Raw genomic sequence first — 17,040 nt, 5'->3', positions numbered from 1 at the left:
CATTCAGGATGGCGGTCACGGGTTCGCTCCCATCTTGGCGGGCAACACGTCGGTCGGCTTGTCGCCGGCCTTGCGGCGAGCGGCGATGCGTTCGCCGAGGCCTTCCAGCGCCGGCACGATGCCGCGCGGCATGAGGAACAGGATGGCGATGAGGATGGCGCCGTAGACGATCCACTGCGCTTCCGGCGCCATCACCGGGCGCAGCGCCACCGGCAGAAGGCCGAAGATAATGCCGCCCACCAGCGGCCCCGCCAGCGTGCCCTTGCCGCCGGACACCACCATGATGACCATGGTGACCGTGTAGGAGAACAGGAACACGTCCGGATCGATGATGCGGATGTAGTGGGCATAGAGGCTGCCCGCCGCCCCCGCCATGGCGGCCGAGACGGTGGCGGCGATGGTCAGGGTGCGGGTGGCGTTGATGCCGAGAGAGAGCGCGAGGGATTCGTTCTCCTTCAGCCCCCGCATGGCGCGGCCGAAGCGTGAGGCGACGAGCCGCGCGATGAGGAGATAGCTCGCCACCCCAACCGCCAGCACCAGATAATAGTTCTGCATCTTGGAGCGCAGCGCCACGTCGCCGAGGCTGGGCACCGGCAGCACCATGTTGGGAATGGCGGTGAGGGCGAGGGGGCCCTGGGTCAGCTCCACCCAGTTCAGCGCGACGAGCCGCACCACCTCCGCGAACGAGATGGTGACGATGACGAAGTAGGCCCCGCGCACCCGGAACGACAGCCGCCCGATGAGGTAGCCGCAGAGCCCGGTCAGCACGATGGCAAGCCCGAAGCCGAGGAGGGGCGAGCCGCCCTCGTGCGTCACGCGCAGGCCGAAGGGCAGGCTCACGTCGAAGCCGAGTGCGGTGAGCGCGCTCACATAGGCGCCGATGCCGAAGAAGGCCACGTGCCCGAGGCTGAGCTGCCCGGTGAAGCCGAGCAGCAGGTTCAGGCTCATGGCGCAGATGGTGAGGATGCCCGTGATGATGAGGGCATTCAAAAGGTAGGGGTCGGTCAGGCCCAGCGGCAGCAGGGCGAACACGACGAGGAAGAGGGGGGCGATGAAGCGCGTCATCCGATCCGCTCCGCACGCGCGAACAGGCCGGTGGGCTTCACCAGCAGAACCGCGATGATGATGAGGAAGCCCATGGCGTCGCGGTATCCCGAGGAAATGTAGCCGGCGCCCAGCTCCTCCGCGAAAGCGAGGATGAAGCCGCCGATAGTGGCGCCGGAGATGGAGCCGAGGCCGCCGAGAATGACGATGGCGAAGGCCTTCACCGCCGCGAGGTCGCCCATCTGCGGCGTCACCACATAGACCGGCCCGAGCAGCGCGCCCGCCGCCGATGCCAGCGCCGAGCCGATGGCGAAGGTGGCGGTGTAGATGAGGGAGACGTTGACGCCCATGAGGGACGCCGTGTCGTGGTCCTGGAAGGTGGCGCGCATGGCGCGGCCGAGCTTGGTGCCGTTGATGGTGAAATAGGTGATGGCGATGAGCGCCACCGCCGCGCACAGCACGAACAGGTTCACATAGGAGAGCGACACCGGCCCGAAGGTGAGCGGCTGCGCCGGGAAGGGCGTGGGCACGGCCTTCGCGACGCCGCCGAAGATCCACAGCGTGCCAGACTGCATGATGATGCCGGCGCCGATCATCACCAGCATGGTGGTGTCGATGTCCGAGCGGCGCAGCGGCCGCAGCAGGGTGAACTCGATGAGGGCGCCGAGCACGAGGCCCGCCACGAGGGCCACCGGCAGCGCCACGAAGAAGTTCAGTCCCAGCGCCACGGCGGCCAGATACATGGCGTAGCCGCCGAAGGTGTAGAGGGCACCGTGGGTGAAGTTCACCACGTTCATGATGCCGAAGATCAAGGTGAGGCCGATGCCCAAGAGCGCATAGGTGCCGCCGAGCACCAGCGCGTTGAAGATGTGTTGCAGCAATTGGTCCATCTGGCCTGTCCGGTCTGGCGTTCGGGGCAGGGTGAGGGGCGGCCTTGGCCGTCCCTCACCTGAAGCGCCGCCCGAGGGCGGGGATTTACGAAGCGCCGGCTCAGCCGCCGAGCTGAACCTGGTTCACCTTCCCGCCGGAGATTTCGATGATGTAGACGTTGGGCTTGGACTGGCCGCTTTCCTTGCCCGCCGGGCCGCTCTTGTTGAACTTGATGGGGCCGTTGAGGCCCATAAAGTCCACCTTCCAGAAGCCCTTCTGGATGGAGGCGGGGTCGGTGCCGCCGCCGGCCGCGATGGCGGCCGCGACCGTGCGGATGCCGTCATAGCCACGGAAGCTCTCGGTGGCGCCGGCGAAGTCGAAGCCGCGCTTCTTCCATTCGTTGAGGAAGTAGGCGGTGGCCTCGGGGTTGGGGGTCTTCTCCGGCCACCAGGGGAGGAAGGTGGTGAGGTGCATGGTGCCGTCCGCCGCCGCGCCGGCCTGGGCGATGATCTGGTCCGGGTTCTGCGAGCCGCCGGTGGTGATGATGCGCTTCTTGAGGCCGAGCGCCGCCATCTGCTTGAACAGGAGGGTGAGCTGGTCCACGGCGCTCGTCACCATGATGGTGTCGGCGTCGGAGGCCTTCAGCTTGGCGAGCTGGGCGCTCATGTCCTGCGCCGACTGGTCCATGGTCTCGACGAGGCCGACCTCGACGCCGTTGGCCTTCAGCATCTTGGAGAAGTCGGCGGCAGCGCCGCGGCCCCAGTCGTTGTTGATGACGAGGAAATCCACCTTCTTCAGGCCGAGCTTCTTGACGCTGGGCTCGAACGCCTCGGCCTCGACGGAGGAGGGCGGCGAGATGCGGAAGATGAAGGGGTTGCCGGAGGTGGTGATCTTGCCGGAAGAGGAGGTCTCCACCAGCATCGGCACGGAATACTCTTCCAGCTTCGGCATGGTGGCCAGCGTCAGCGAGGAGCCCCACGCGCCCATCAGCACCGGCACCTTGTCGGAGGTGATGAGCTTTTCTGCCACCGAGGCGGCCTCGGTCGGGTTGCTCTTGTTATCCTCGATGACCAGTTCGACCTTCTTGCCGAGGATGCCGCCCTTGGCGTTGATCTCGTCGGCGGCGATCTTGGCGCCATTCACCACATAGGTGCCGGACGCCGCGAAGGCGCCGGTGAGGGGCTCATTGACGCCGATCTTGATGGTGTCGGCCGCGAAGGCCGTGCCGGCAAGGAGGCTGAAGGCGAGGGCGGCGAGCGTGGTGCGGCGTGACATCAACATGGATGGTCTCCAGTCTCGAAGGGCAGTCAGGGTCAAGCGGATGGGCCGCCACGGCGCCACAGGCGGCCGATGCGGTCGGAAATGAGGGAGATGAGAAGCTTCAGCGGATCGAGGCCGCGCGCCTCGGCGGGTGGGGTCTCGCTCCCGGAAAGGCGCGCTTCGAGGTTCGCCGCGAACTCGGCGATGAGGCGGCCCGCCACCTCGCGCACGAGGCCGGGGCGGCCGAACTGGGCGAGCGGCCCCTTCAGCGTGTAGCCCACATCCAACGCCACGCGGGCCGTCGCGGGTGCGGTGCCGTCCGTCACGCGATAGCGGATGAGGCCTTCCGTGCGCGAGCGGCCGTCGGCGCCCGCGCCATGGATGGTGCCGCTCCGGGCCGCCTCGTCGCGGCCGATGCGGGCGCTGCCGCGGAAGGTGGTGGCGATGGGGCCGAGCTTGACCCGCATGCCGCCCTGCACGTTGTCCGGCGAAGGCATGGCATCGATGACGGCGCCGGGCAGGCACGCGGCAACCTCCTCGATGCGGCTGAAGAAGGCGAACACCTCGGTCGGCGGGAAGGGTACCTCGAAGCTCTGCTCGAAGCTGTGGGCGGGGGTGAAATCCTCGGCGAGAGAGGTGGTGACGGAGGGAACCGCAGCGGCGGCGACGGCAGCGGGCAGCGCAACGGAAACAACTCCCCCCGTCCGCGCGCCAACCGGGCCAAGGCGGCGCTCGGCGGTCATCGGGCCGATGCCCTGTGCGCGGCGCGCGGCGATGACGGAAGCAACCGCCTTCACGATGCCCGCATAGCCGGTGCAGCGGCAGAGGTTTCCGGCGAGGCCGAGGCGGATGCGCGTCTCGTCCGCTTCCGGCAGGCGCAGCACGAGGTCGCGGGCCGACACCAGCATGCCGGGCGTGCAGAAGCCGCACTGGAGCGCGTGCTCGCGATTGAAGGCGGCGCGCAGCTCGGCGGTGACGGGATCGTCGTCCAGCCCCTCGATGGTGACGACATCCGCGCCCTGGCAGGCGCCGGCAAAGGAGAGGCAGGCGCGCGCCGGCTCGCCATCCACGAGAATGGTGCAGGCGCCGCACACGCCGTGCTCGCAGCCGATATGGGTCCCGGTGAGGTCCAGCGTGTCGCGGACGAAATCGGCGAGGTTGGTCCGCCCCTCCGCCTCGGCGGTCACGGGACGGCCGTTGAGGGTCAGCGAAATCATGCGGGACGCGCCCATGGCGGTGGTCTCGGGCCTTGGCGAAGCGGTCATGCGGCGCTCCGCGTGTCGGTGAACAGGCTGGCGGCCTGCGCGGCGGCGCGGCGCAGCACTTCCACATGGACGTGGCGATCCACCGCGTCCGTCAGTCCGGCGGCGGCGAGGGCCGCGTCGGCGGCGGGGGCGTCGAAGCGGGCGGCAAAACCGGCATCGATGCGGCCGCCGAAGAGTGGCGCAGCATCGGCGAAGACGAGGGGCGGCGCGTCGATGGCGCCCATCAGCGCACGGCCCGTGCCGGCGGCGGGATCGATGAGCACGGCGCCGATGGCATGGGCGAATTCGCCCACCTTGCGGCAGTGCTTCACGTATCCGAAGCGGCCGGTGGCGGGCACCTTCGGCACGCGCACGCCGACGAGGATTTCGCCCGGCTCCAGCGCCGTCGCCAGAGCCCCGGCGAGGAAGGTGCTCAGGGGGAGGCGCCTCGTGCCAGCCGGGCCGGCGATCTCGACTTCAGCGCCGAGCACAGACAGGGCGTTCACCCAGTCGGCGGCCGGGTCGGCATGGGCGAGGCTGCCGCCCATGGTGCCGCGGTTGCGCACGGCGCGATAGGCGATGCCGCCGGCCACGCGGCGTAGGATGTTCGTTCCCACGTCCGGGGCGCGACCGTCCTCCACGTCGGCGTGGGTGACGAGGGCTCCGTAGACCATGTGCCCGGCCTCTTCGCGCACGGTGCGAAGTTCGTCGATGCCGGACAGATCAACGATGAGATCGGGCGTCGCGAGCCGCAGGTTGAGCATGGGGCCGAGCGACTGGCCGCCGGCCATCACCTTCGCGCCGTCCCCGCCGGAGACGAGGAGCGCGACGGCGTCGGCGATGGTGCGCGGGCGCTCGATGCGGAAGGGAGCGGGCTTCATGCCGCGCTCCTTTCGCCGGCGCGCACCGCCAGCACCTGCTCCATGATGCGCCGGGGCGTCACGGGGGAGCGCAGCATCTCCGCGCCCAGCGGGCGCAGCGCGTCGTTGATGGCGTTGGCGATGGCGGCGGGCGGCGCGATGGCCCCGCCCTCGCCGATGCCCTTCACGCCGAACTTGGTGTAGGGCGAGGGCGTTTCCATGTGGCCGATGAAGGGCATGGGCACTTCCGGCGCGCCGGGCAGCAGATAGTCCGCCAGCGTCGAGGCCAGCGGCTGGCCGGAGGCGTCGAACGCCATCTCTTCGTAGAGCGCGGTGCCGATGCCCTGGGCGAGGCCGCCGATGATCTGGCCGTCCACCACCATGGGGTTCACCAGCGTGCCGCCATCTTCAACGATGGCGTAGTCGAGGATTTCCACCTCGCCGAGGTCCGGGTCCACAGCGACGACCACCGCATGGGCGGCGTAGCTGAAGGTGCCGCTGTCGCGCACCGGCTTGTAGCCGGCGGTGACTTCGAGGCCATGCGGGTCCACGTCCGCCGGCAGATCCTGCGGGCGGCGATACCAGGTGTGGGCCACCTGCTGGATGGTCACGTCGCCTGAAGGCCCGATGACGCGCCCGGCTTCGAGCCGCACGTCCTCCGGCCGCGCCTGCAGCATGTGCGCACCGATGCGGCGGATGCGGTCAGAAAGCTCGGTGCAGGCGGTCGCCACGGCGCCGCCGGCCATCACCATCACGCGCGAGCCCCAGCTGCCGGTGGAATAGGGTGTCATGGCCGTGTCGCCATGCACGAGGCGGGTGCGGGCGACGGGCATTCCAAGGATTTCGTGCGCCACCTGCGCCAGCGTCGTCTCCAGCCCCTGGCCGTGGGAATGGGCGCCGATGCGCAGTTCCAACCCGCCATCCGGCGTCAGGCGCGCGCCGGCCTGCTCGTGGCCGGGGACCATGGGAATGCCCCAGCCGGAATAGACCGAGGTGCCGTGCGCCGCCTGCTCGCAATAGATGGAGAGGCCAAGGCCGATGCGGCGGCCGTCCGGCTCCCCCGCGAGCTGGCGCATGCGCACCGCATCGACCTTGATCGCGTCGAGCGCCTGCCGCAGCGCTTCCGGATAATTGCCGCTGTCGAAATGCTTGTTGGTGATGTTGTCGAACGGCATCTGTTCCGGCCGCACGAGGTTCTTCAGCCGCACCACTTCGGGGGCGAGGCCGAGTTCCGCGGCGAGCGCGTCCAGCGCCACTTCCAGCGCGAAGCACACGCCGGTGCGGGCCACGCCGCGATAGGGCAGGATCGGGCACTTGTTGGTGGCGACCGACCAGGTGCGGCAGCGATAGGCGGGGAAATCATAGGGGCCGGGCAGGATGCTCGCCACCTGCGCGGCCTCGAGGCACGCGGAGAAGGGATAGGCGGAATAGGCGCCGCTATCCACGCTCGCCTCGCAATCGATGCCGCGCAGCGTGCCGTCGCGCTCGGCATAGAGCGTAATCTCGTAATGGTGCTCGCGGCAGTTCGCGCTCGCGGTCAGGTGCTCGCGGCGGTCCTCCAGCCAGCGCACCGGCCGGCCGATCTTCCGCGCGAGCCAGCCGAGGCAGACGTCTTCCGTCAGCAGGATGGCCTTGTAGCCGAAGCCGCCGCCCACATCCGGCGAGATGATGCGGACCTGGCCCTCTTCCAGCCCCAGGCATTCGGAGAGGCCCGAGCGCACGATGTGTGGCATCTGGCTGGCGGTGTGCACCACCAGCTGGTCGGTGCGGTGATCGAAATGCACCACGGTGCCACGCCCCTCGATGGGCGCCATGCACTGGCGGGCGGTGGAGATGGTGCGCGAGATCTTCACCGGCGCGTCGAACGCGGCCTCGATGTTGATGTTCACGGGGCTTTCGAGGAAGACGTTGTCGCCCCAGTGCTCATGCACCAGCGCCGCGCCGGGCTTTCTCGCCTCCAGCATGTCGTGGAGGGCGGGCAGCTCTTCGAGGTCGAGTTCCACGCGGGCGGCCATGTCCTCGGCCTCGGCGCGGGTGTCGGCGACGCACATGGCGATGAGCTCGCCCACCTGCCGCACCTTGCCGGTGGCGAGCACCGGCTGCTCGGACACCTTGAAGCCGGGCAGGCCGGAGACGGCGCGGATGGGCTTCACCCCGTCGAGGTCGGCGGCGGTGAAGACGCGCCCCTTCAGGTCCTCCGGCACATGGATGGCGCGGATGCGTGCATGCGCCAGCGGGCTGCGCACGAAGGCCACGTCCTGCATCCCGGCGAGGCGGATGTCGGCGATGAACTGGCCGCGCCCGCGCATCAGCCGGTCGTCTTCCTTGCGGGGAAGACGGGCGCCAACGCCCTCTTTCGTGCGCGGCTCGCTCATGCGTGGGCTCCCGGCATCAGGTCGAGCGCGGCGCGCACCAGAAGACCGTCGGGGCGGCGCAGCTCGTCCAGGATGGAGAAGTGGTTGGCGCCGAGGATGGGCAGCAGCGCACCCGGCGCATGGGCGGCCACGCGCTTTGCCGCCAGCGCGCGGGAATCATGCACCAACGCCGGCACTTCCGCCGTGCCGTAGGCGATGGCCAGCGGCTTCGGCGACGGGGCATGGCGCAGCGGCGAGCAGGCGGCGATTTCGGGGTCCGTCAGGTCCAGCGCGCCGTTCAGAAAGGTGTCGCGCAGCGGCGCCAGCTCATAGACGCCGGAGATGGCAAGGCCGGCGGCGACGGCGGGATGGTCCAGTTGCATCACCGCCAGCTGTGCACCGGCCGACCAGCCGGAGAGAACCACCGGGCCGGTGAGGCCATACTGCGGGCCGTCCTTGGCGATGAGGTCCAGCGCCGCGCCCATCTCGGCGATGATCGCGCCGAGGCGCGCCTGCGGCGCCAGCGTGTAGCTGGGCATCGCCACGGACCAGCCGTGGGCGAGGAGACCCTCCGCATAATGGGCGAAGACTTCGCGGCTGTTGCGCTGCCAGTAGCCGCCATGAATGAAGACGAGGCAGGGCGCGCCCGGCGTGCCGGGATAGATGTCCAGCTTCTGCCGGGCGCCGGAGCCATAGGGAACGTCCAGATGGCCGGGCGTGGCGGCGCGGAAGCGCGGGGCCGCCTTGTCGCGCGCCTCCACCCATGCCGCGCTGTCCTTCACCGCGGCATTGTTATTGTAGGCCGCATCCCGCTCGGCCTGGGACAGGGTGTCCCAGACCTCCTGCGGGGCCGGCCGCACCGTTGCGGATGCCGGGCTCACGCCGCCACCGCCCGGGGCAGGATGACGGCGTCGGCATCGAACTTCTTGCCGGCGCGCAGGCAGAAGGCGGGGGTGAGCAGGCGCTCGGCCACCACTTTCGTGTCTTCGTTGTCGCGCAGCAGGAAGCGGCCGCGATGGTCGTCCAGCACCGAGACGTCGGCCGCATAGCCCACGGTGAGCGAGCCGACCCGGTCGGTGAGGCCGATCATCTTCGCCGGGTTGATGGTGACCATGGGCACCACCTGCTCCAGCGAGAGGCCGAGCGCCATCATGGAGCTCATGGCCTGGGTGAGGCTGAAGCGGGCCTGCCCCTTGAAGGGGTGGTTCTCGTCGTCATAGTGCTCCTCCGGCGTGCCGGCGGGGGCGGGGACATGGGTGTTGTAGCCGTGCATGTCGGCGCCCAGCGTGTGCGGCACGACGCCGGCGGCGATGGCCTTCTTCGCGAGCCGGTAAGAGAAGTGGCTGCCGTGGCCCACATCCACCTTCAGGCCGCGGTCGAGGGCCGCCTGGATGACGTGGTGCACTTCGCCCTTCTGGTTCACGAAGCCGCCGGGATGGCGGGTGAAGGGATGGGCCAGCACATCGCCCTCCTTCAGCAGCGGGATGACCCGCTCGAGGATCGTGTCGGCATCCTCGCCGTTGGCGCCGCTTTCCGGCAAGCCCCAGAGCGTTCCGAAATGGACGTAGAGCGGGATTTCGGCCCGGCGGGCGATCTCCGCCGCCATCTCCATCACCTTGATGCCCCAGCGGGCGAAGCCGCCGATCTCCGCATGGCCCTTGATCCCGCGCACGAGGTCGCGGTTGGCGACGGCGGAGCGCACGGTGGCGTCGATGTCCACGCAGTCCGGGCTGTAGAGGTTGGGGTAGTAATGGCCTTCGAGGCCGCCCACGAGATAGGCCGAGAGGAAGGCATAGATGCGCGTGTCGGACGGTTCGGCGATGAACTTGCGGAAGCCCGGCAGAGTCATGCAGGAGGGGCCGCCCTGGTCGATCACGGTGGTGACGCCGGAATGCACGCCCACCATATCCGGGTTCAGGCCGAAGCGCCCGGTCACGTACTGGTAGATATGGCCGTGGGTGTCGATCATGCCCGGCAGCACCAGCTTGCCGGAGACGTCGATGGTCTCGGTGGCGCTGGAGGGGAGGATCGTCTCCTCCACGGCGGCGATGCGTCCGTCGCGGACGGCCACGTCGCGGATGCCGTCGATGCCGTTGGCAGGGCAGATGACATGTCCGCCCTTGAGGAGGATATCGTAGCCGGCGGGTTCAGCCATCAGGGGTCTCCGTTCCTGCGTGCGGTCGTTGGGACCGCTTTTGGAAAAGCGAAGCATACGTCGCATTTTTCAAATGCAGGGGGCGTGCCAGTTTTGATTTGGATCAATTTTTCGAGATCGGCGCCGGGCGCCAGAGGGGATGGTCGTGACGAGATCGCGTAAAGATTCAAAGGGCTCCAACGTTGAACCCGAGGTCGTCGCCGATGCGGAATGGCCGCTGTCCGACCGCCCCGGCTTCCTTGCGAGACGGGTGCACCAGATCCACGTCAGCCTGTTTTCTGAGCTGTGTGCCCCGTTCGGCGTAACGCCCGTGCAGTACAGCCTCCTGTCGGCGCTGGCGGGGCGGGAGGAGGCCGACCAGACCACCCTTTCACGCATCGTCGCGCTGGATCGCACCACCACCACCGGAGCCTTGAAGCGCCTTGAGGCGCGGGGCCTGGTGCGGCGCGGCACCTCGGCCACGGATCGGCGCTCGCAAAGCTGCTCGCTGACCGATGAGGGCCGTCGCATGCTGGAGGAGATGGAGGCCGCCGCGCGCCGCGCCCATGCGGTGACGGTGGAGATGCTCGCGCCCGAGGAGCGCCGGCAATTCATTGAGGCCATGAAGAAAATCGTCGCGGCCCATGGCGGGCGGCAGGCGTCGTCCGACCTGCTCTGATTTCGTCCGCGGCCGCCTAAAAAGTGGGCGGCGCGTAATCGGGCAGGCGGCTAGAGCACCGGCCCAAGCATGGCGATGGTGTTGTTCCACAGGCGGCGCGGCGCGCTGAAGGCGTCGGCGTCGTCCTGCGTTACCAGCGTCGCGGCATCGAGGAACACCTGCTGGCGCGCCCGCATGGCGTGGGTGAAGGCGCCGTCGCAGAGGAGGATGTTGTTCTCCGCATTCAGCTCGAAGCTGCGGCGGTCGATGTTGGCGGAGCCGATCAGCGTGATCTCGCCGTCGAGGGTCAGCGTCTTGGCGTGCAGCAGGCCGCCGACATATTCGCGGATCTCCACGCCCGCTTCCAGCAGCTCGCTGTAATAGCTGCGGCTGGCGGCGGCGACGATCCAGCTGTCGTTGCGCTTGGGGAACACGATGGTGGTGGCCACCCCGCGCCGGGCGGCGGAGCAGAGCGCAGCCTGCAGGGGCTCGTCCGGCACGTAATAGGGCGTAGTGATGACGAGTTCGCGCCGGGCCGCGTTCATCAAGGCGACGAAGGTCTCCGGCATGGCCGAGTAGCGCACCCCGGCGCCGGTGCCGATCACCTGCGCCACGAAGCCGTGCTGCGGCGGCGGCAGGGGCTCGGTGAAGAGGGGAGCGAGGTCTTCCTCCACCTGCGCCATCCAGTTGCTGGCGAAAAGATGCTGGTTCTGCCGCACCACTGGGCCTTCGAAGCGGGCCATCACGTCCACCCAAGGGGCGAACTTCGCCTTCACGGCGAAGGCGGCATCGGCGCAGTTCTGGCTGCCGCAATAGGTGATGCGGTTGTCGATCACCACGATCTTGCGGTGGTTGCGCATGTCGATGCGCCCCTTGAACGGGCGCAGCAGCGGGTTGCCGATGGGCAGGGCCGTCGCGAGATGCACCCCCGCCGCCGCCATGTCGCGCCACAGGGGCGAGCGGATGAGCGCGCGCGAACCGAGATCGTCCGCCATGGCCCGGCAGATGACGCCCCTTGCCGCCGCGCGCTTCAGCGCCTCCATCACCGACCGGCCGCTCGCGTCATCGAGCCAGATATAGAAGAGCACATGGACGCTCGAGCGGGCGGCGTCGATGTCCTTGACCATGGAGGCGATGGCGGCGGCGGAATCCGGCAGCAGCTCGGCCCGGTTTCCCGCCACCGGCAGGAAATGGTTCACCGACTGGCCGACGCGGAACAGCGGGACATGGCGCTCGGCGATCTGCGCTTCCGCGGAAGGACCGGCGACGCCCTCGGCCGGCGGCAGCTCCGCCACCGCCGCGCGCAACCGCTCCACCGCCTTGCGCCCCAGGTTCACCTCGCCGAACAGGATGTAGGCCACGACGCCCACCACCGGCGCCAGGGCGATCACCAGCACCCAGGCCATGCGCGAGGACGGCTCGCGGTGCGGTCGAAGCAGGGCGCGGACGATGAAGATGATCTGGAGGGTCAGATGGGCGGCGAAAAGCGCCCAGGTGATGACGGTGGACTCATCCATGTTGGTGGCACGCCCAGCGGGAGAAGCACCGCCGTTCTAGATCAACTTTGCGTCCGGCGCGAACGCCCTCAGGCCGCGTAGAGCCCGCGCAGCGTGTCGGCGGTGGCGAGCGGGCGGTTGAGCAGCCGTGCGCCTTCTGCCGCGCGCCGCACCTGCGCGGCATTGTTCTCCGCCACCGTGCCGTCCGGCGCGAAAAGATTGTTCTCGAAGCCGACCCGCACATGGCCGCCGAGGCCGGCGGCGACGGTGGCGCAGGCGTTTTCCTTCGGCCCGAAGGCGCACATGGCCCACAGGCGGGGCGGCGTGCCGGCGGCGAGGAAGGGTACGAGATCGGCCGGCGTCGACACCTGTCCGCTGGTGTAGCGGCCGAGCACGAAGAGGGGGAAATCCTCGCCCTCGCCCAGCACGCCGCGCCCCTTCAGCGCGTGATAGCGCAGCACCTCTTCCGCCGAATAAAGGATGATCTGCACCAGGACGCGCTCGCGCCGCAGCCAGGCGAAGAAGTCGGCGGCGGCGGCTTCGTGCGCCTCATCGGGGATGATCTCCCGCAAGGCGAGGGAGACCGCCTCCGGCCGCAGGGCGCGCACCACCGCAATCTGCTCCGGCGCGGTGTAGCGCCCGGCCGCTTCCGAGGTGGCCTGCACGACCAGCCGGTCGCCCACCTCCCGGCGAATGGCGGCGGTGGCCGCGCGATAGGCATCCGCATCCAAGAGATGGCGGCCCTCGGTGTCGCGTACATGGATGTGGATGAGCGCGGACCCTGCCTCGACGATCTCCGCCGCGTTGCGCGCCAGCTCCGCCGCGGTCATGGGCAGGGCCGGGTGGTCCGCCTTGGTGCGGGTGGCGCCGTTGGGTGCGTTGGCGATGACAAGCGGCGGCCAGAGGAGGGCCTCGGCGGGGGCGATAGCAGTCATGACGGTCCGGATGTGTCAGTCGGTGGTGGTGAGGCCCAGCCGCTTCATGCGGTCGTGCAGGGTCTTGCGCGGAATGTTGAGGGCGAGGGCGGCGGCGGAGATGCGGTGGCCGGAAGCTTTCAGCGCATCCTCTATGACGAGGCGTTCCACCCGGTCCAGCAATTCGTTGAGGCTCGGCGCGGCCGCGGCGCCGCCCGTGAAATCCGGCGCGAGGAAGCCGAGCATGTGGCGCTCGGCGGCATTCTTAAGCTCGCGCACGTTGCCCGGCCAGTCGGCGAGCATCAGGGCGCGTCGCAAGGAGGGAGGAACCTCCACCACCGGCCGCTGGTACTTCACTGCCGCCTGCACCAGGAACAGCTCAAAGAGGAGTGGGATGTCCTCGCGCCGCTCCCGCAACGGCGGAAGGGCGAGCTTCACCACGTCGAGGCGGAAGAACAGGTCCTTCCGGAAGCGTCCGGCATCGGCGAGCGCGCCGAGGTCCTCCTTGGTGGCGGCGATGACGCGCAGGTCCACCGGCACCGGCGTGTTGGAGCCGAGGCGCTCGATGCGCCGGTCCTGCAGCACCCGCAGCAGCTTCACCTGCATGGCGAGGGGCATGCTCTCCACCTCGTCGAGGAAGAGCGTGCCGCCGGAGGCGTGCTCGATCTTGCCGATGCGCCGCTTGCCCGCCCCGGTGAAGGCGCCGGCCTCGTGGCCGAACATCTCGCTCTCGAACATGCTTTCGGGGATGGCGCCGCAATTGACGGCCACGAAGGCCTTGTCGCGCCGCGCGCCGCCCTCGTGCAAGGCGCGGGCGACCTGCTCCTTGCCCGCCCCGGTCTCGCCCAACACCAGCACGTCGGCACTGGTGGAAGCGAGCTGGGCCACGTCGTCCCGCAGCCGACGCATGGCCGCGGACTGGCCGACGAGATGACGCTCGATGGCATCGCCCCGGTCCAGTGCCGTGCGCAGGCGGCGGTTCTCCAGCACGAGGGCGCGCTTCTCCAGCGCGCGCTTCACCACCTCCACGAAGGCATCGCTGACAAACGGCTTCTCAATGAAATCGTAAGCGCCCTCGCGCATGGCGCTGACGGCCATCGCCACGTCGCCATGGCCGGTGATGAGCACCACCGGCAGCTCTGGATCGCGCCGGCGGATATCCGCCAGAAGCTCCAGCCCGTCCCGCGCGGGCAGGCGCACGTCGGTGACGACGATGCCGGGATAATCCCGGCCGATGGCCGGCAGGGCGTCCTCGGCGCTGGCGAACGAGGCCACATCGATGCCGGCGAGGTCCAAGGTCTGCTCGATGGAGAGGCGGATCATCTCCTCGTCGTCCACCAGCAGCACGCGGGGGCGGCTGGCGTGGCGGGGGGCCTCGGCGGAGAGGGCGCGTTCAGGAAACATGGCGCAGCGGCTCCGCGGGAATGGTCAGGTGTGGTTCGGCCTCGGCGGCGTCCATCACGAGATCGAAGGCGGTGCCACCTTCTGGCCGGGTGCGGGCGGAAAGGGTAGCGCCGAAATCGCGAGCGATGGCGAGCGAGATGGGCAGGCCGAGCCCCAGCCCCTCGCCGGCCGGCTTGGTGGTGAAAAAGGGGTCGAAGATGCGTTCCGCCGCCCCCTCGGCGAGGCCCGGCCCATTGTCCTCCACCGTAAGGACGATGCGGCCGCCCTCCCGATGCGAGAGGATGCGGACCGCCGCGTCCGGCCGCCCCTTCACCGCGTCGAGGGCATTGCCCACGAGGTTCACCAGAACCTGGCTGAGGCGGATGGGCTCGAACATCACCTGCGTGGCGTCGGGGTCCAGGGCGCTGACGACGCGCGCGCCCGATGCCCGCAGGCGCGGCGCGAGGATGGCGAGGCTTTCCGCCAGCACCGCGGCGGCATCCACCGGCCCCTTCTCGCTGGAGGTGCGGCGGGCGAACGCGCGCAACTGGCCGGTTATCTTGCCCAGGCGGTCTACCAGCGCGGCGATGCGGGCGAGGTTCGCCTCCGCGTCTTCTTCGCGGCCGTGCTGGAGCAGCTTGGCGGTGTTGTCGGCGAGCGCCCGGAGCGCGGTGAGGGGCTGGTTCAGCTCGTGGGTCACGCCGGCCGCCATCTGGCCGAGGGTCGCCATCTTGGCGGCCTGCACCAGCTCGTCCTGTGCGGCGCGAAGGTCGGTCTCGGCACGGCGCCGCTCCTCGATCTCGGCGGCGAGGCGGGTGTTGGCGGCGGAGAGGTCGGCGGTGCGTTCCGCCACCTTGCCCTCCAGCTCCCGATGGGCGGCCGCGAGCGCCGCCTGGGCGGCGAGGGTTTCGCGGGCGCGCTTGAGATGCTGGCGCCAATAGAGCCCGACAAGGCCGAGGATGACCAGCGCCAGCGTCATCCCGATGCGGGCCGAGCGCCCGGCCAGCACCACGGGGGCGGCATCGGTGAACAGCAGCAGGCGCCAGTCGTAGGTGGGCAGCTCCTTCTCGTCGCGGAGGACGAGGCCGGCGGGGCTGATGTCCGAGCCCGACAGCACCTTGAGGCCGCCTTCGTCCTCGCCTTTCCCCATACGCAGCAAGGGATAGGACTTGTGGCCGTACTGGCGGGTCTTGGCGATTTCGGCGGCGGCGGTGGCGTCGACGGGCCGAAGCGCGCGGAACTTGAACTTCGGGTCCGAGGCGAGGAAGACGATGCCGTGCTCGTCCGCCACCAGCACGGTATCGGCGGCCTCGTGCCAGACGGCCTCCAGCGGATCGAGATTGACCTTGGTTGCCACCACGCCCGCGACCTTGCCCTCCACCATGACCGGCGCGCTGATGAAATAGCCGGGCACGCCGGTGAGCGTGCCCACCGCGTAGAAGCGGCCGGTGCGGCCGTCCATGGCCTCGGTGAAATAGGGGCGATAGCTGAAATCGGTGCCCACGTAGGTTTCCGGCGTGTTCCAGTTGGAGGCGGCAATCGTCATGCCGCCCGGCGCCAGCAGATAGAGCACGGTGCCGCCGGCGGCGCGGTTCAGCGTTTCGAGATACGCATTCACCCGCGCCACCTGTTCGCCATCCGCCGGCATCGCCAGGAGGCGCTTCACGTTTTCATCGAGGGCGGCGGCGGCGGGCAAATAGCCGAACCGCTCGATGGCGCCTTCGAGGCTCTGGGCATAGATCTCCGCCCGGTGGCGCGCATCGGAGGCGAGGCGCTCACCCACCCGCGCCTCGGCCATCTCGCCGGCTTCGAGAACGGCGAAAACCGCAGCCGCCGCCAGCACGGCGGACAGCACGGCGCCGAGGGCCGTGATGCGGTTCGCTCGCATGAATATCCTGCGTCCTCAAGGTGGTGCGGCCGGGCCTTTGGCGGCCCGGCCATGGAGGCCGGATGCTGGTCCGCCCTCAGTCGGTGGTCAAGCCTTTGACCTCGACCTCCTCGAAGCGGTGCTGCTCGGCGGTGACGAGCGCGGACAATTCCCTCTTCAGCTCGTTGAAGACGGTGGAGGCAGAATCCCGCGGGCGCGGCAGCTCCACCCTGATGTCCCGCTTGATGGTGCCCGGCCGGTAGGTGAGCACGACGATGCGGTCCGCCAGATAGATGGACTCCTCGATGGAGTGGGTTACGAACACGATGGTCTTGCCCGTCGCCGACCAGATGCGGATGAGTTCATCCTGCAGCGAGCGGCGGGTGAGGGCGTCGAGCGCACCGAAGGGTTCGTCCATCAGCATCACCGGGCTGTCGAGCGCCAGAACGCGGGCGATGGCCACGCGCTGGCGCATGCCGCCGGAGAGGTCCTTCGGGAAGCGGTCGCGGAACTCCGCGAGTTTCAGCATGGCGAGCAGCTCGTTCACCTTGGGCTCGATCTGGGCGCGGCTCATGCCCTTGATCTCGAGTCCGAAGGCGATGTTCTGCGCCACCGTCATCCACGGGAACAGGGCGTATTCCTGGAACACCATGCCCCGGTCGGGCCCCGGATCCTTCACCGCGCGGCCGTCCACCGTGATGGTGCCGGTGGTGGGGGCCGAGAAGCCGGCGATGGCGTTCAGGAGAGTGGACTTGCCGCAGCCCGAGGGGCCGAGCAGGCACACGAACTCGCCCTGGTTGATGGTGAGGTCGATGTCCTTCAGGGCGACGATCTCGCCGCCCGGAATGACGAAGCGCTTGTCCACCTCGGACACCACGATGTGGGGCTGCGCGGCGTGCGCGAGGGCGGCGGGGGCGGGCACGGATGCGAGGGACGTTGCGATGGACATGGCGTTC

14 protein-coding genes are annotated in these 17,040 nt (G+C 69.3%); 1 reads left to right on the top strand and 13 read right to left on the bottom strand.

The window, feature by feature from the left end:
- Nucleotides 1-15 precede the first annotated feature (15 nt).
- The 8 genes from ACT54R_RS03255 to ACT54R_RS03220 form a co-directional block, all read right to left on the bottom strand.
- Entirely contained in the window at nucleotides 16-1,065 is a 1,050-nt protein-coding gene (locus ACT54R_RS03255; RefSeq protein WP_476323574.1) for a branched-chain amino acid ABC transporter permease, read from the bottom strand.
- Nucleotides 1,062-1,934 (bottom strand): branched-chain amino acid ABC transporter permease, encoded by an 873-nt coding sequence (locus ACT54R_RS03250; RefSeq protein ID WP_168461067.1) that lies wholly within the window; start codon nucleotides 1,932-1,934, stop codon nucleotides 1,062-1,064. Before ACT54R_RS03250 ends, ACT54R_RS03255 begins: the two co-directional genes overlap by 4 nt.
- 100 nt (nucleotides 1,935-2,034) lie before the next feature.
- Entirely contained in the window at nucleotides 2,035-3,189 is a 1,155-nt protein-coding gene (locus tag ACT54R_RS03245; protein WP_476326352.1) for an ABC transporter substrate-binding protein, read from the bottom strand.
- A 38-nt stretch (nucleotides 3,190-3,227) separates the two neighbouring features.
- The gene (locus ACT54R_RS03240) at nucleotides 3,228-4,439 is read right to left on the bottom strand and encodes a xanthine dehydrogenase family Fe-S subunit (RefSeq protein WP_476323570.1); all 1,212 of its coding nucleotides are present in this window, start codon (nucleotides 4,437-4,439) and stop codon (nucleotides 3,228-3,230) included.
- Nucleotides 4,436-5,299, bottom strand: coding sequence for an FAD binding domain-containing protein (locus ACT54R_RS03235; RefSeq protein ID WP_476323567.1), 864 nt, complete (start codon nucleotides 5,297-5,299; stop codon nucleotides 4,436-4,438). Before ACT54R_RS03235 ends, ACT54R_RS03240 begins: the two co-directional genes overlap by 4 nt.
- A complete protein-coding gene (locus ACT54R_RS03230; protein ID WP_476323564.1) occupies nucleotides 5,296-7,653 on the bottom strand; it encodes a xanthine dehydrogenase family protein molybdopterin-binding subunit in 2,358 nt (785 codons plus the stop codon). The genes ACT54R_RS03235 and ACT54R_RS03230 overlap by 4 nt, the downstream gene beginning before the upstream one ends.
- On the bottom strand, nucleotides 7,650-8,513 hold the full coding sequence (locus ACT54R_RS03225; protein ID WP_476323561.1) for an alpha/beta hydrolase: 864 nt from the start codon (nucleotides 8,511-8,513) through the stop codon (nucleotides 7,650-7,652). Before ACT54R_RS03225 ends, ACT54R_RS03230 begins: the two co-directional genes overlap by 4 nt.
- A complete protein-coding gene (locus tag ACT54R_RS03220) occupies nucleotides 8,510-9,787 on the bottom strand; it encodes an amidohydrolase/deacetylase family metallohydrolase (RefSeq protein WP_476323558.1) in 1,278 nt (425 codons plus the stop codon). The genes ACT54R_RS03225 and ACT54R_RS03220 overlap by 4 nt, the downstream gene beginning before the upstream one ends.
- Before the next feature lie 139 nt (nucleotides 9,788-9,926).
- Between ACT54R_RS03220 and ACT54R_RS03215 the strand changes: the two genes are divergently transcribed.
- Nucleotides 9,927-10,445 (top strand): MarR family winged helix-turn-helix transcriptional regulator, encoded by a 519-nt coding sequence (locus tag ACT54R_RS03215; protein WP_476323555.1) that lies wholly within the window; start codon nucleotides 9,927-9,929, stop codon nucleotides 10,443-10,445.
- Nucleotides 10,446-10,495: 50 nt separating this feature from the next.
- On the opposite strand, the gene cls is transcribed toward ACT54R_RS03215, so the two are convergent.
- The 5 genes from cls to ACT54R_RS03190 form a co-directional block, all read right to left on the bottom strand.
- Nucleotides 10,496-11,941 carry a cardiolipin synthase gene (gene cls / locus ACT54R_RS03210; RefSeq protein ID WP_476323552.1) on the bottom strand — a complete coding sequence of 482 codons (1,446 nt, stop codon included), beginning with the start codon at nucleotides 11,939-11,941 and terminating at the stop codon, nucleotides 10,496-10,498.
- 68 nt (nucleotides 11,942-12,009) lie between these two features.
- Nucleotides 12,010-12,855 (bottom strand): beta-keto acid cleavage family enzyme, encoded by an 846-nt coding sequence (locus ACT54R_RS03205; RefSeq protein WP_476323549.1) that lies wholly within the window; start codon nucleotides 12,853-12,855, stop codon nucleotides 12,010-12,012.
- Nucleotides 12,856-12,870: 15 nt separating this feature from the next.
- The gene (locus ACT54R_RS03200; RefSeq protein ID WP_476323546.1) at nucleotides 12,871-14,238 is read right to left on the bottom strand and encodes a sigma-54-dependent transcriptional regulator; all 1,368 of its coding nucleotides are present in this window, start codon (nucleotides 14,236-14,238) and stop codon (nucleotides 12,871-12,873) included.
- Nucleotides 14,228-16,105: a sensor histidine kinase gene (locus ACT54R_RS03195; protein ID WP_476323543.1), complete on the bottom strand. Its 1,878-nt coding sequence runs from the start codon at nucleotides 16,103-16,105 to the stop codon at nucleotides 14,228-14,230. The genes ACT54R_RS03200 and ACT54R_RS03195 overlap by 11 nt, the downstream gene beginning before the upstream one ends.
- A 76-nt stretch (nucleotides 16,106-16,181) precedes the next feature.
- Nucleotides 16,182-17,033, bottom strand: coding sequence for an ABC transporter ATP-binding protein (locus ACT54R_RS03190; protein WP_476323540.1), 852 nt, complete (start codon nucleotides 17,031-17,033; stop codon nucleotides 16,182-16,184).
- Between the last annotated feature and the right edge of the window lie 7 nt (nucleotides 17,034-17,040).

The organism is Xanthobacter sp. DMC47 (assembly GCF_056313845.1).
The sequence above is the reverse complement of the archived record's forward strand: the minus strand, read 5'-3'. Positions and strand labels throughout refer to the sequence as shown.

Coding starts and splice junctions, on each gene's coding strand:
- ACT54R_RS03255 (WP_476323574.1), bottom strand. CDS start 1,065: ATGACGCGCTTCATCGCCCCCCTCTTCCTCGTCGTGTTCGCCCTGCTG.
- ACT54R_RS03250 (WP_168461067.1), bottom strand. CDS start 1,934: ATGGACCAATTGCTGCAACACATCTTCAACGCGCTGGTGCTCGGCGGC.
- ACT54R_RS03245 (WP_476326352.1), bottom strand. CDS start 3,189: ATGTCACGCCGCACCACGCTCGCCGCCCTCGCCTTCAGCCTCCTTGCC.
- ACT54R_RS03240 (WP_476323570.1), bottom strand. CDS start 4,439: ATGACCGCTTCGCCAAGGCCCGAGACCACCGCCATGGGCGCGTCCCGC.
- ACT54R_RS03235 (WP_476323567.1), bottom strand. CDS start 5,299: ATGAAGCCCGCTCCCTTCCGCATCGAGCGCCCGCGCACCATCGCCGAC.
- ACT54R_RS03230 (WP_476323564.1), bottom strand. CDS start 7,653: ATGAGCGAGCCGCGCACGAAAGAGGGCGTTGGCGCCCGTCTTCCCCGC.
- ACT54R_RS03220 (WP_476323558.1), bottom strand. CDS start 9,787: ATGGCTGAACCCGCCGGCTACGATATCCTCCTCAAGGGCGGACATGTC.
- ACT54R_RS03215 (WP_476323555.1), top strand. CDS start 9,927: ATGGTCGTGACGAGATCGCGTAAAGATTCAAAGGGCTCCAACGTTGAA.
- cls (WP_476323552.1), bottom strand. CDS start 11,941: ATGGATGAGTCCACCGTCATCACCTGGGCGCTTTTCGCCGCCCATCTG.
- ACT54R_RS03205 (WP_476323549.1), bottom strand. CDS start 12,855: ATGACTGCTATCGCCCCCGCCGAGGCCCTCCTCTGGCCGCCGCTTGTC.
- ACT54R_RS03200 (WP_476323546.1), bottom strand. CDS start 14,238: ATGTTTCCTGAACGCGCCCTCTCCGCCGAGGCCCCCCGCCACGCCAGC.
- ACT54R_RS03195 (WP_476323543.1), bottom strand. CDS start 16,105: ATGCGAGCGAACCGCATCACGGCCCTCGGCGCCGTGCTGTCCGCCGTG.
- ACT54R_RS03190 (WP_476323540.1), bottom strand. CDS start 17,033: ATGTCCATCGCAACGTCCCTCGCATCCGTGCCCGCCCCCGCCGCCCTC.